Annotated in this window: 12 protein-coding genes and 1 pseudogene; 9 read left to right on the top strand and 4 right to left on the bottom strand. The window is 74.6% G+C overall.

Annotated features, from left to right (window positions below; translation table 11 throughout):
- Together hemG and hemQ are read left to right on the top strand one after the other, a co-directional pair.
- Positions 1-1125 (top strand): protoporphyrinogen oxidase (gene hemG / locus J0670_RS13875; RefSeq protein WP_207811848.1); only part of this gene is annotated, 1125 nt, incomplete at its 5' end.
- Complete coding sequence (hemQ, locus tag J0670_RS13870; protein ID WP_196948165.1) at positions 1122-1847, top strand: hydrogen peroxide-dependent heme synthase; 726 nt, start codon at positions 1122-1124, stop codon at positions 1845-1847. The genes hemG and hemQ, both read left to right, overlap by 4 nt.
- A gap of 63 nt (positions 1848-1910) precedes the next feature.
- On the opposite strand, the gene J0670_RS13865 is transcribed toward hemQ, so the two are convergent.
- The 3 genes and pseudogenes from J0670_RS13865 to J0670_RS40550 all read right to left on the bottom strand — a co-directional run bounded on the left by J0670_RS13865 (position 1911) and on the right by J0670_RS40550 (position 5200).
- Positions 1911-2696 (bottom strand): TIGR04222 domain-containing membrane protein, encoded by a 786-nt coding sequence (locus J0670_RS13865; protein WP_207811847.1) that lies wholly within the window; start codon positions 2694-2696, stop codon positions 1911-1913.
- A 69-nt stretch (positions 2697-2765) separates the two neighbouring features.
- Entirely contained in the window at positions 2766-3839 is a 1074-nt protein-coding gene (locus J0670_RS13860) for a TIGR04222 domain-containing membrane protein (protein WP_207811846.1), read from the bottom strand.
- 27 nt (positions 3840-3866) lie between these two features.
- Positions 3867-5200: pseudogene (locus J0670_RS40550) on the bottom strand (DUF692 domain-containing protein).
- A gap of 282 nt (positions 5201-5482) precedes the next feature.
- On the opposite strand from J0670_RS40550, the gene J0670_RS13850 reads away from it, so the two are divergent.
- From J0670_RS13850 to J0670_RS13820, 7 genes are all read left to right on the top strand, one after another.
- Positions 5483-6409 carry a GNAT family N-acetyltransferase gene (locus J0670_RS13850; RefSeq protein ID WP_307806511.1) on the top strand — a complete coding sequence of 309 codons (927 nt, stop codon included), beginning with the start codon at positions 5483-5485 and terminating at the stop codon, positions 6407-6409.
- Positions 6410-6588: 179 nt separating this feature from the next.
- On the top strand, positions 6589-7599 hold the full coding sequence (locus tag J0670_RS13845; protein ID WP_207811845.1) for an MBL fold metallo-hydrolase: 1011 nt from the start codon (positions 6589-6591) through the stop codon (positions 7597-7599).
- Between the two features lie 99 nt (positions 7600-7698).
- The gene (locus tag J0670_RS13840; protein ID WP_207811844.1) at positions 7699-9543 is read left to right on the top strand and encodes an ATP-binding protein; all 1845 of its coding nucleotides are present in this window, start codon (positions 7699-7701) and stop codon (positions 9541-9543) included.
- Positions 9540-9971: a roadblock/LC7 domain-containing protein gene (locus tag J0670_RS13835; RefSeq protein ID WP_207811843.1), complete on the top strand. Its 432-nt coding sequence runs from the start codon at positions 9540-9542 to the stop codon at positions 9969-9971. The genes J0670_RS13840 and J0670_RS13835 overlap by 4 nt, the downstream gene beginning before the upstream one ends.
- Positions 9968-10330, top strand: coding sequence for a DUF742 domain-containing protein (locus tag J0670_RS13830; RefSeq protein ID WP_207811842.1), 363 nt, complete (start codon positions 9968-9970; stop codon positions 10328-10330). The genes J0670_RS13835 and J0670_RS13830 overlap by 4 nt, the downstream gene beginning before the upstream one ends.
- 55 nt (positions 10331-10385) lie before the next feature.
- On the top strand, positions 10386-10946 hold the full coding sequence (locus tag J0670_RS13825; RefSeq protein ID WP_207811849.1) for an ATP/GTP-binding protein: 561 nt from the start codon (positions 10386-10388) through the stop codon (positions 10944-10946).
- Complete coding sequence (locus J0670_RS13820) at positions 10943-12136, top strand: cytochrome P450 (protein ID WP_207811841.1); 1194 nt, start codon at positions 10943-10945, stop codon at positions 12134-12136. The genes J0670_RS13825 and J0670_RS13820 overlap by 4 nt, the downstream gene beginning before the upstream one ends.
- A 48-nt stretch (positions 12137-12184) precedes the next feature.
- On the opposite strand, the gene msrB is transcribed toward J0670_RS13820, so the two are convergent.
- Positions 12185-12589, bottom strand: coding sequence for a peptide-methionine (R)-S-oxide reductase MsrB (gene msrB / locus J0670_RS13815; protein WP_207811840.1), 405 nt, complete (start codon positions 12587-12589; stop codon positions 12185-12187).
- Positions 12590-12735 lie beyond the last annotated feature (146 nt).

Below are 12735 nucleotides of genomic sequence, written 5' to 3'. Positions count from 1 at the left end.
CAGGTGATGGGCGTCCCGGGTGACCTGGAGGCGCTGGAGGCCTCCGGGGTGCTCACCGCCGAGGGGCTGGAGCGGGCCCGGCACGAGCGGGCCACCGAGGTCGGGGCGGACGTCGCGATCGGCCGCTACGTCGCCGACCGGCTGGGCCAGGAGGTGGTGGACCGGCTGGTCGAGCCGCTGCTGGGCGGCGTCTACGCCGGCCGCGCCGAGGAGATCTCGCTGCGCGCCGCCGTACCGCAGCTGCTGCCGATCGCCCGGGGCGGCGGCTCGCTGGTCGAGGGGGTGCACGAGCTGGCCACCCGGCCGAAGGCGGTCGGCACCCCGGTGTTCCAGGGTCTGCGCGGCGGCCTCGGCACCCTGCCGGAGGCGGTCGCCGCGGCCTGCGTCAAGGCCGGCGTGGAGCTGCGCACCGACACCCCGGTCGAGGAGCTGCGCCGCACCCCCGAGGGCTGGCGCGTGGTGGCCGGCGGCGAGGTGCTGACCGCGGACGCCGTGGTGCTGGCCGTTCCGGCCCCGGCCGCGGCCCGGCTGCTGCGCGCCGACGCCCCGGCCGCGGCCGCCGAGCTGGACACCGTCGAGTACGCGGGCATGGCGCTGGTCACCCTGGCGTTCCGCCGGGCCGACCTGGCCGAGCCGCCGAGCGGCAGCGGCTTCCTGGTGCCGCCGGTGGACGGCCGGCGGATCAAGGCTTCGACCTTCTCCTCCAACAAGTGGGGCTGGCTGGAGCGTTCCGCGCCGGACGCCTTCCTGCTGCGCACCTCGCTCGGCCGCCACCGCGAGGAGGAGGCGCTGGAACTGCCGGACGAGGAGCTGGTGGCCCGCTCGCTGGCGGACCTGAAGGAGGCGATCGGGCTGACCGCCCGGCCGTACGACACCTTCGTCTCGCGCTTCACGGCCGGTCTGCCGCAGTACCCGGTGGGCCACCTGGAGCGGGTGGCCCGGGTACGGGCGGCGGCGGGGGCGGTCGGCGCGCTGGCGCTGTGCGGCGCCGCGTACGACGGGGTGGGGATCCCGGCCTGCATCGGCTCGGCGGCGGCCGCCGCCGCGGCCGTCGGCGAGCACATCGACGGACTGTTGACCCCGGCGACCGGGGAAGCTTCCACGGAGAGGACAATGAACGCATGACTGAGACCGTTGAGCGGGAGCCGGAGCAGCAGCCCGAGAAGAAGAAGGCGCGCGACCTGAACCAGGTCATCCGCTACACCATGTGGTCGGTGTTCAAGCTCAAGGGCGCCCTGCCCGAGGACCGCACCGCGCTGGCCGCCGAGGTGGACGAGCTGTTCGCCCAGCTGGCCGCGAAGGACGTGACGGTGCGCGGCACCTACGACGTGTCCGGTCTGCGCGCGGACGCCGACATCCTGGTCTGGTGGCACGCCGCCGACTCGGACGACCTGCAGGAGGCGTACAACCGCTTCCGCCGCACCGGTCTGGGCCGCCAGCTGGAGCCGGTCTGGTCGAACATGGCGCTGCACCGCCCGGCCGAGTTCAACAAGTCGCACATCCCGGCCTTCCTCGCCGACGAGCGCCCGCGCGACTACGTCTGCGTGTACCCGTTCGTCCGCTCCTACGAGTGGTACCTGCTGCCGGACGCCGAGCGGCGCGCGATGCTCGCCGAGCACGGCCAGATGGCCCGCGGCTACCCCGACGTGCGGGCCAACACGGTGGCCTCGTTCGCGCTCGGCGACTACGAGTGGCTGCTCGCCTTCGAGGCGGACGAGCTGCACCGGATCGTCGACCTGATGCGCGACCTGCGCCCCTCCCGGGCCCGGCTGCACGTCCGCGAGGAGGTGCCGTTCTTCACCGGCCGCCGCAAGCCGCTGAGCGAGCTGCTGAACGGCCTGGTCTGAGCGAGCTGTTCACGGAGGCCGGTCCCCCGCGTCACACGGGGGAACCGGCCTCCACGCCGTTCTCTACGTGCGGTGGGGGCGCAGGGCGGCGCGCAGGCGGGCGTCGGGGAGGGCGTCGGGGCCGTTCATGGCGACGGCGGTGAGCAGTTCGCGCTCCTCGTCGTCGGCGAGGCCGTGCTGGCGGGCCGGGCGGACCTCGCGCAGCACCTCCTGGCCGACCGGGGAGGCCCAGCGGGTGTAGGGGTAGACGTCGACCCGGGCCATCAGCAGGGTGCCCGAGGTGAGTACCAGCGGCAGGGAGAACCAGGCGAACGGGGTGACGGTGTCACCGTCGCCGGCGAAGCCGCTGAGGGACAGCGCGGCGGCGAGCAGGAGCAGCGAGAGCAGCAGCGCGTGCCGGACCTGCCGGATCGCCACCACGGTGTTGCGCTGCACCAGGGCCGGGGTGGCCAGGCCCGCCACCGAGAGCCGGGCGCCGATCTCCAGCACGGTGGGGTGCTCGGCCATCGCCCGGCGCAGTTCGTCCGTACGGCACTGGCCCTCGGGGCCGACGGTGGCCACGATCGCGCGCTCCAGGCGGCTTCGGCCCTTGGGGTCGACCACGGTGGTCCAGCCGGTGTGCGCGAGGTGCAGGCGGCCCCGACCGGCCATCAGGACGAGCGCGAGCTCCACCACCCGGTCCGGCCCGCCGGCCAGGTAGGCGGTCTCGTACAGCCCGATGCCGACGGCCTCCGGAGGGCGCAGGCGCTCCTGCTCGGCCAGGGCGTCGGCGGTGGCGGTCATCCGCACCAGCCGGAGGCAGGACAGCACCGCCGCGACGCAGGCCGGTATCAGGAACAGCAACCACATGGGCTTGTTCTATGCCTGCGCCGCCGATCCGGGGAACGGCTTCCCGGTGCGCGATACCGAACTGTGACGTCAGGAGCCGCAGCCGCCGCCGCAGCTGGAACCGCAGCTGGAGGACGAGGAGCCGCAGCTGGAACCGCTGGAACCGCAGCTCGACGAGGAGCCGCCGCAGCTGGAGTGCGACGATCCGCAGCCGCTGGAGGACGAACCGCAGCCGGAGGAACCGGAGCCGGTGGAGCCGGAGTCGGAGGAGCCGCACCAGACCGCGGAGCCGGAGCAGGAGGAGCCGGAACCGGACGAGGAGGAGGCCCCGGAGGAGTAGGAGGAGGCGCCGCCGACCGCGCCGTTCATGGCCGCCTGCTGGGCCGCCGCGCCCAGCAGGAGCTCCTGGAGCTCCTCGATGCCGAGCTCCGTGCCGGCGGCGGCGAGGCCGCCGAGCGCGATCGCGCCGAGCACCGCGCCGCCGGTCATCCGCGGGTAGAGGCCGGAGTTGGGCGTCCACGGCTTGCCGGTGTCCATCAGGACGAGCTGGCGGCGGCCGGCCGGGGTGATCCGGTCCTTGGGCGGCCGGGTGGCGATCAGGGCGGCCAGGCCGAACACCAGCAGGACGACCGGCGCCCACAGGGCCGGGCGGTCGGCGTGGCCGTCGTCCAGCAGGAAGGCGAGGACGGTGGCGACGGGAACCGGCAGCAGCGACAGCCGGAGAAGCCGGCGTGCCCTGAGGGCGGTCCGCAGCCGGTCGGGGTGGCGCATCAGGCCGCGGTCGGCGAGGTCGTCGCCGAGTGCCTGGACGGCGGGGGAGCGCATCACGTCGGCGCGCAGGGCGGCGACGCCGCGGCTCCTGGTCGGGCCGACCGCGTCCATGATCGCCTGATCGACGGCGTCGTGCGGCCGGTCATGGGTGAGGGTGACCAGGCCGCTGCGACTGATCACCGCGCGCTCGGCCACGTGCATCCGGACCAGCGCGGTGTCGAAGACCCGGCCGGGCCCGCCGGACAGGAAGGCCGCGCTCAGCAGGGACAGGCCGCGGCCGGGCAGGCCGCGCGGGTTGGCGACGCGCTTGGCCCGCCGGGTGGTGCGGTCGGCGTGGAACGCGGCGGCGACCAGCAGGACGGCCGGGATCAGGAAGTAGGTGTTGTGCCACATGGGCGGTTCCCCCGAGGTGGTGACGGATCAGCGGCCGCGCAGGACGGCCCCGACGGTTCCGACGGCCGCGCGCAGCCGGGCGAGCGGGCCGGGCGTCCGGTCGGGCGCCGGGCCTCGGAGCCACCGCTCCAGGGCCTGGCGGTGGTCGGCGGCGAGCGGACCGCCGTCGGTGAGCGCCCACGCGGCGAAGGCCCGGGCGTCGGCGTGGTAGCCGCCGGTCTGCGGGTGGGTGCGGGCGTAGCCGAGGAAGAGCGGCCCGTACTGCGCCCCGAGCAGGCGGGGCAGGTCGGGGGCGACCTTCGCGGCGGTGTCGCGCCGTTTGGCGGCGAGGCCGGTGGACTGGGCGCGGACCTGGTCCGGGTCGAAGCCGGGCGGGACGGGGCCGCCGGCCACCAGGGCGGCCAGCAGCTCCGCCTGGCGCCGGGCCAGCCGTTCCCGGGGCGTGCCGGCGGTGACGGCGTCGACGGGCCCCTCCGGCTCGGCGTGGTTCAGGTCGTTCATCGCCGGGTGCTCCCCTCCAGCACCCGGCGGACGGCGTCCAGTTCACCGGCCAGTTCGGAGGGCGGCGGGAAGTTGGCGTCCCGTTCCAGCAGGACGCCGGGCGGTTCGACCCGCGCGCAGAGTTCGGCCAGGACCTCCAGCACCGGTTCGGTGACGGGGTGGGCGTGGGTGTCGTGCCAGACGCCGTCCACCAGGGTGCCGCCCGCGACGTGCACGTAGGCGATCGCCTCCAGCGGCAGGCGGTCGAGCTCGGCGGCCGGGTCGAGGCCGAGGTTGACCCGGTTGGTGTGCAGGTTGGCGACGTCGATCAGCAGCCGTACGCCGGTGCGCTCGACCAGTTCGGCGAGGAACTGGCCCTCGGTGAACTCATCGTCCGGCCAGGCGAGTTGGGTGGCTATGTTCTCCAGGGCGAGCGGCACCGGGAGCTGGTCCCGCGCGATCCGGACGTTCTCGGCGATCACCCGCAGCGAGTCCCGGGTGCGGGGGACGGGCAGCAGGTGGCCGGCCTCCAGGCCGCCGGCCCGGACGAAGGCGAGGTGCTCGGTGACCAGAGGGGAGTCGAGCATCAGCGCCGTCACGGCGAGCTTGGCGAGGCGGTCGGGGTCGGGCAGGTCGGCGCCGCCGAGGCCGAGGCCGACGCCGTGCGGGACGACGGTGACGCCTCGCTCGCGCAGCACGGTGAGCGAGGCGGGCGGGTGGTCGAGGCGGATGTTCTCGGCGACCACCTCGACCCAGTCCAGGCCGGGTTGGCGCTCGACCACGGTGTCGATCTCGCTGCGCCAGCCGAGGCCCACGCCCAGCCGGGTCACGGCGGGGGCGGCGGAGGCGGAGCCGGGCGGTTTCGGAGCGGGAGAGGTCATTGGTTCGCCCCCTTCGGAGGGCCCAGGTGAGGCGGCCTTCAGGCGGTGCGGGCTTCGTCGCCAGGACCGCGCGGCCGTGTTGCTGAGGATGTCCCCGGGTGGGGTGACTGCCAAGCCCCATCCGGTCTTCTCAGAGCATTATTTGAGCTTGCCGCCTGGCTGATGAGGGACTTTGGTCCTCAGTCACGGACATCCCCGCAGGTGGGGCGCCACGGCGGGGCGCCATTGACGGGGCGAAAATCGGAGGCGGTGGGCCGGTACGCGCGGCTAGCGTGCGAACCCGTGACTTCGATTGAACTGACGATCCGTGACTTTCGCCCCGACGACGCCGAGGCGGTGGCGGCCGCCCACCGGGCCGGGCGCGAGCACCTGGTGCTCACCGCCGAGGCCCTGCTGTGGCTGAACGCCCGGCAGAACCCGGACGAGCACTTCCGCACCATCGTCGCCGAGTGGGACGGCCGGGTGGTCGGCGCGGTGCGCTGCGGGGTGGTGCTCGGCACGACGACCGAGGGCGTCGGGTACGCCAACGGCAGCGTGCTGCCGGAGTTCCGGCGGCGCGGCGCGGCCACCGCACTGCTGGCCGCGGCCGAGCGGCACCTGGCCGGGCACGGGGTGGCCGAGCTGCACACCTGGCTGGACGACGTGCCGGGCACGCTGGCCTTCGCCGCCGCCCGGGGCTACGAGCTGGGCCGCTCGGCGCAGTTCGCCGGGCGGGACCTGACGCTGCCCCTGCCGCCGGAGCCCGTACGGCCGGCCGGCGTCGAGCTGCGCCCGGGCGCCGACTGGGCGGCGGACCCGAGCCCGCTGTTCCTGGTCGACGCGGACGCCGCCATGGACGAGCCCGGCGAGGTGCCGTTGGACGCCCTGGAGTACGAGGAGTGGCGCCGGAGCGTCTGGGAGCGGCCGGACCTGGACCACGAGTTGACCGTCGTCGCCGTGGTGGACGGCGAGCCGGTCGCGTTCAGTCTGGCGCAGACCGACGGGGCGGACCGCTACTGGTCCGCGTTCACCGCCTGCCGCCGGGAGTTCCGCGGCCGGGGCCTGACCAAGCTGGCCAAGCTGGAGTCGCTGCGGCGGGCGGTGGCGGCGGGCTACCGGCACGCGTACACCAGCAACGACACCACCAACGCGCCGATGCTCGCGATCAACGAGTGGCTCGGGTACGCGCGCTGTGCGGGGGAGCGCAAGGGGATCAAGCGACTGAAGTAGCCCCCCGACGCCCTACGGGTTCCGGAACGAAGTGTCCACCGGTCGTCCCGAATCGTGAGAAGATTGGTCTCGACCATGCGGTGCGAAACCGGACAGCCCGGGAGGGACTGGGGCACGAACTCCGGCCCTTCGTGCAGGTTTTGCCCCACTCCGGATAAAGGGTGGGCATAATCGCGCGCATGACGATCAACCGTGCGAACGTGAGCGCGATTGCCGAGGACCTGTACGTGTGGCTCCCCCCGAAGCGGGGCTGGGGCCTGGCCAACTGCGGTCTGCTCGCCTCCGGGACGACCGCGCTCTGGATCGACACCCCCTACGACCCCTCGCTCGCCGGGGAGTTCCTCGCCGCCAGCCGCCGCCTGCTGCCGACCGGGGTGGAGATCGAGCGAGTGGTCGTCACCCACGCCAACGGCGACCACCTGTGGGGCGCCGGGGTGCTCCCGGACGCCGAGGTGATCGCCACCCGCGAGGCGCTGGAGCACATCCACTGGGAACCGACCCCGCAGCAGCAGCACGCGCTGGTCACCAACAGCGACCCGGACTCCCTGCTCGGCAACTACCTCCGGGAGCACTTCGGGCGATTCGACTGGTCCGCCACCGAGCCGGTGCACCCGGACACCGTCTTCACCGGCGAGCTGGAGCTGAAGGTCGGCGACTACCCGGTGCAGATCACCAGCCTGCCCGCCGCCCACACCGGCGGCGACCTCATCGTCCACCTCCCGCACCAGCGCGCCGTGTTCACCGGCGACGTGATCTTCTCCTCGACCCCCGAGCAGCCCGGCGACCACCCCTCGCACTGGGCCGGCCCGCTGGAGAACGTCATCGGTGCCTGCGAGCAGGCCCTGGCCACCGGCGCCGAGATCTTCGTTCCCGGACACGGCCCCGTTCTCGACCGCGAGGGCGTCCGCGAGCACATCGGCTACCTCGCCTACGTCCGTGAGCGCGCCCACGCGCTGCACACCGCCGGAATACCCGCGCTGGACGCCGCCCGGCGGGTGATAGCCGAGCAGCGGCACCCCGAACTCGGCCTGCCCGAGAGGCTGGTGCTCACCATCGCGGCCGAGTACCGGCACCTGGACGGCTCCGAGGCGCCCGGCATCCTGGACGCGATGAGCCAGGTCGCCCTGGTGGCCCGCGAGCTCGCCGAGGACGCCGCCCGCATCCCGCGCCCGCGCTCGGCCCGCAACTGACCGCCCGTAACTGACCGCCCAAAGCCGGCCACCCCTCACCGGTCGCCGACGGCCGGCGCCACCGCCCAGCACGACCCGCAAGGACACCCGAGGACTTCGATGACGCAGATCGCGCTGATCGCCCTGGCGGTGGCGGCCGCCGTGGCCGCGATCGTGCTCTCCAGTGCCCGGTCCCAGGCCATCGCCCGGGCGACGGCCGCCGAGACCGCCCGCGGCGACAGCGAGCAGCGCGCCCGCGCCGCCGAGGCCCGACTGGCCCGCACCGAACAGGAGCTGCGCGAGTCCCAGGAGGCCGTGCGGGACTCCGCCGAGGAGGCCCGACGGGCCGAGGATCGGGCTCGGCAGGCACGGGAGGCCAGGCGGGAGGCGGACCGGCACGGCGACGCCGCGAGCACCCGCGCCGAGGAGGCCGAACGCCGCCTCGCCGCCGCCGAGCAGCACGCCGCCGCACTGCTCGCCGAGATCGGCCACCTCGCCCAGGAGCGGGTCGCCGCCACCGCCGTACGGCTGACGCACGCCAACGCCCCGCTGGTCGGCCCGCTGGACGCGCGGGCCGTCGGCCCCGAGGCCGTCCGGGCTCTGCAGTCCGTCCTGGACGCCGCCACCGCCGCGCTCACCGACGAGCGCGAGCGGGTCGACGCCGCCGCCCGGGCCGCGATGCGCGGCGCCACCTCCCGGATCCAGACCCTGCTGTACCAGATCCAGAGCCTGGTCCAGCAGCTCCAGCACGACAACGACGACCCCCGGCTGCTGGAGGTCGACTTCCGCAACGAGGTCGCGCTGCGCCGGATCCAGACCGTCGCCGTGCTCTGCGAGGCCTGGCCCGGCCTGGCCCGCACCGACTCCCCGCTCGCCGAGGTGGTGGTGGGCGCGCTCTCCCGGGTGCCCGGCTACGCCCGGATCAAGGTCGCCAACCACCTGCGGGAGCAGCGGCTCGCGGTGGTCGCCCGGGCCGCCGAGCCGATCGCCATCGCGATCGCCGAACTGCTCGCCAACTCCACCGCCTACTCCCACCCGGAGACCGACGTCCCGGTCACCGTCCAGCAGGGCGGCCGCGGCGCGCTGGTGATCATCGACGACAGCGGCATCGGCATGGACGAGGACCAGCTGCGCCGGGCCCGCCGACTGCTGGCCGGCCCGCCGGACGTCCTGCTCACCGAGCTCGGCAACCCGCCCAAGACCGGCTTCGCGGTGGTCGGCAAGCTGGCCCGCCAGTACGGCTTCGCCTGCCACATCGAGCCCTCGCCGTACGGCGGCATGCGGACCATCCTGCGCATCCCGGCCGCGCTGGTGACGGTGGTGGACGACGAGCAGCCGCTGTCGGTGCTCACCCCGCTGCCACTGCGGGCCGGCAGCGGACCGGCCCCGGCGCCCACCGTCCAGGCCGTCCCGCCGATGCGCGACGCCGACGAGCAGGACGGGCCAGTGCTCGCCGACCGCCACAACCAGCCCGGCCCGCACCCGGCGCCGGCCATCCACGTGGTGCCGGACCCGGAGCCGGCCGATCCGGTGGCTGCCCCGGCCGCTGTCCCGGCCCCCGCCCTGGAACCGGCGTCGGCCGATGCGGCGGGCCCGACCGGCGACGGCAGCGGCCTGCCCAGCCGGCGCCGCCGCCGACCGATCACGGCCGGAGAGCCGGGCACACCCGCGCCAGCCCTCGCCGCCGACCGGACGCCCGCACCCGACCGGAACCCCGCCGCCGACCGGACCCCCGAGCGGGCCGCCGCCTGCTGGCAGGCGCTGCAGCAGGGCACCGGCTCCGGCCGCGCCGCCGCGGCGCAGGCCCACGAGCGGGCCGCCCACGAGCGGAGCGCCGCCGTACCCGCCGTACCCCACGAGACCGCTGCACCCGAACCGACCGGCACCGCCGCCGGCGACACCACCGCCGGCCGCGACCCAGGTGACCGCACCACCGGCCAGACCTTAGAAGGAGCCGAGCAGTGAGCAGCTCGCCCAGCCCGACCGCCACCGACGAGATCTCGTGGGTGCTGAGCCCGCTGCTGGAGCTCCCGGGAGTGCTGCACGCGGTGATCGCCACCGGTGACGGCCTCGTCGAGGGCGCCTCCGACGGCCTCGGCCGGGCCTCCGCCGAGCGGGTCGCCGCGATGACCGCCACCGTGCACGCCGCCGCCCGGGCCTTCACCACCGCCTTCACCGACGCCGAGCGGCCCCGGCTGGCGCAGACCGTGGTGGAGTCCGACCTCGGCTACGCCATCGTCGTCCCCGCCGGGGAGAACACCTCGCTCGCCGTGTTCACCACCCCGGACGCCCAACTCGGCAACGTGTCCTACCAGATGCAGCTCCAGGTCGCCGCCCTGGCCCGCGCGCTCGCCAGCCCGTCCCGGCGGCAGGACACCACCGCCGGTTCATGAACGCCGTTCCCCGCAGGCGGATGGTGCCCGCCTACCTGGCCACCGGCGGCCGCAGCCGCCCCGGCACCGAGGGCTTCGAGCGGCTGACCGTGCTGTTCGCCGACCGGTCCGACCGGGCCGAACCGCCGACCGAGCTCGAACCCGAACACCGCCGGCTCTGGGAGCTGTTGCGCCCCGGCGCACTGACCGTGGTGGAGGCCGCCGCGCACCTGCGCCTGCCGGTCAGCGCCACCGTCTTCCTCGCGGCCGATCTGGTCGAGGCGGGCCGTCTGCATGCCCGCGCACCGATCCCGCGGGCCCAGCAGACCGACCGCTCCATCGTCGAGAGGCTCCTCGTTGGACTCCGTGCGCTCCGGTAGCCCGGCCGACCGGCCGAGCCGGGTGGGCTACCTGCCCGACCGGGACCAGCTGCTGATGAAACTGGTGGTCGCCGGCCCGTTCGGGGTCGGCAAGACCACCCTCATCCGCACCCTCTCCGAGATCGCCACCCTGCACACCGAGGAGGCGATGACCGAGACCGGACGGCCTGTGGACGACCTGGCCGGCCTGCCCGAGAAGTCCACCACCACCGTCGCCGTCGACTTCGGCCGGCTCACCCTGCCCGGCAACACGGTGCTCTACATGTTCGGCACCCCCGGTCAGCGCCGCTTCTTCCCGCTCTGGCAGGACATCGCCCGCGGCGCCCTGGGCGCCCTGGTGCTCGCCGACACCCGCAGGCTGGCCGACTCCTTCGAGATCATGGACATGGTCGAGGAACAGGGCCTGCCGTACGCCGTGGCCGTCAACCGCTTCCCGGACTCCCCGGACCACCCGGCCGAGGTGCTGCGCGCCCACCTGGACCTGCACCCCGCCACCCCGCTGCTGCTCTGCGACGCGCGCGAGCGCGGCAGCAGCCTCGACGCGCTGATCGCCCTGGCCGAGCACGTCCTCGACACCCTGCCCGCCGCCTCCACCGACCCCGAGGAGCGCCCGTGACCCTCGGGACCCGCCCGACCCCGATCTACGGCCCGGTGTTCGCCGCCGACCCTCAGCTGGTGTACGAGCGGCTGCGCCGCCACGGCGCGGTCGCCCCGGTGGAGATCGCGCCCGGCGTCGAGGCCCTGCTGGTCACCGACTACCAGGCCGCCCTGGACCTGCTGCGCGACACCGACACCTTCTCCAAGGACTCCCGGGACTGGCAGCGGACCGTCCCGCCGGACTCCCCGCTGCTGCCGGTGCTCGGCTACCGCCCCACCGCGCTGTTCAGCGACGGCGAGACGCACGCCCGCTACCGCGCGGTGATCACCGACGGCCTCGCGCTGTTCGAGCCGCACCGGCTCCAGCGGCAGGTCGCCGAGGTCGCCCACCAGCTGATCGACCGCTTCGCGGCGGTCGGCCGTGCCGACCTGATCGCCGAGTACGCCCGCCAGCTGCCCGCCTTCGTCCTCACCACCTGGTTCGGCGTGCCCGAACGGGACAGCGCCGAGATGGTCGCCGCGATCACCGGGCTGATCGAGTCCACCGAACGGGCCGGCGCCGCGTACGGGAAGCTCGTCGCGATGGTCACCGCCATGGTCGCCGAGCGCCGCGCGCACCCCCGGCACGACCTCGCCTCCTGGTTCGTCACCCACCCGGTCGGGCTGGACGACGACGAGGTGATCCGGCAGATCACCCTGTCCCTGATCGCCGGACACGAGCCGACCACCAACCTGATCGGCAACGCCCTGCTGCGCCTGCTCACCGACGCCCGCTACGCCGGCTCGCTGTTCGGCGGCGCGATGACCGCCCACCAGGCGATCGACGAGGTGCTCTGGCACGAGCCGCCGCTGGCCAACCTCTCCGCCCACTACCCGCGGTACGACATCACCTTCCACGGCCGGGAGATCAGGGCCGGCTCGCTGGTGCTGGTCTCGTACGCGGCCGCCAACTCCCAGGCCGCGCCGCCCACCGACGGCACCGAGCTGCGCAGCGGCGAGAGCGCCCACCTGGCCTGGGCGGCCGGCCCGCACGCGTGCCCGGCCCGCGACCCTGCGCTGCTGATCGCGATCACCGCGATCGAGCAGCTGACCAGCCGGCTCAGCGATCTCGAACTGTCCACTCCCGCCGAGGAGTTGCTCTGGCGCCCGGGCCCCTTCCACCGCGCCCTGGTCCACCTTCCGGTCCGCTTCGCGCCGCTGGCCGGGTAGCACGAAGGGCCCGGAACCGACTCCGGGCCCTTCGTCCGTGTCCCGGCCCTACTCGGCGGGGCGGAGCGTCAGAGAGACGCTGTTGATGCAGTAGCGCTGGTCCGTCGGCGTGCCGTAGCCCTCGCCCTCGAAGACGTGCCCGAGGTGCCCGCCGCAGCGGGCGCAGCGGACCTCGACCCGGCGCATGCCGAGCGAGGTGTCCTCGATGTACTGGACGCGGTCCCCGGCCAGCGGCGCGTAGTACGAGGGCCAGCCGCAGTGGCTGTCGAACTTGGTCTCGGAGCTGAACAGCTCCGCCCCGCAGGCCCGGCAGCCGTAGACGCCGACCGTCTTGGTGTCGGTGTACTCACCGGTGAACGGGCGCTCGGTGCCCGCCTCGCGGAGCACGTGGTACTCCTCGGGGCTGAGCTGGGCGCGCCACTCGGCCTCGGTCTTCTCGATCTCGTAGCTCATCACGACTCCCGCTCGGCGTACGTCAGACGTTGGAGGCAACGTTCGCGAGGTGCCCCAGAATTTCGGGGCCGAGGTTGGTGACGTCGCCCGCGCCCATGGTGAGCAGCAGGTCGCCGGGGCGGGCCAGGCCGGCCAGCAGGGCGGGG

Origin of the sequence: Streptomyces sp. FH025 (assembly GCF_017427025.1) — a bacterium.
Taxonomy (GTDB): Bacteria; Actinomycetota; Actinomycetes; order Streptomycetales; family Streptomycetaceae; genus Kitasatospora.
Note: the sequence above shows the minus strand (reverse complement) of the source record. Positions and strands in the feature narration are given on the sequence as shown.

What these genes read in the sequence shown, in the direction of transcription:
- J0670_RS13845 (WP_207811845.1), top strand. Translation starts at nt 6,589, where the DNA reads ATGACGATCAACCGTGCGAACGTGAGCGCGATTGCCGAGGACCTGTAC.
- J0670_RS13860 (WP_207811846.1), bottom strand. Translation starts at nt 3,839, where the DNA reads ATGTGGCACAACACCTACTTCCTGATCCCGGCCGTCCTGCTGGTCGCC.
- J0670_RS13825 (WP_207811849.1), top strand. Translation starts at nt 10,386, where the DNA reads ATGAAACTGGTGGTCGCCGGCCCGTTCGGGGTCGGCAAGACCACCCTC.
- J0670_RS13830 (WP_207811842.1), top strand. Translation starts at nt 9,968, where the DNA reads ATGAACGCCGTTCCCCGCAGGCGGATGGTGCCCGCCTACCTGGCCACC.
- msrB (WP_207811840.1), bottom strand. Translation starts at nt 12,589, where the DNA reads ATGAGCTACGAGATCGAGAAGACCGAGGCCGAGTGGCGCGCCCAGCTC.
- J0670_RS13865 (WP_207811847.1), bottom strand. Translation starts at nt 2,696, where the DNA reads ATGTGGTTGCTGTTCCTGATACCGGCCTGCGTCGCGGCGGTGCTGTCC.
- J0670_RS13840 (WP_207811844.1), top strand. Translation starts at nt 7,699, where the DNA reads ATGACGCAGATCGCGCTGATCGCCCTGGCGGTGGCGGCCGCCGTGGCC.
- hemQ (WP_196948165.1), top strand. Translation starts at nt 1,122, where the DNA reads ATGACTGAGACCGTTGAGCGGGAGCCGGAGCAGCAGCCCGAGAAGAAG.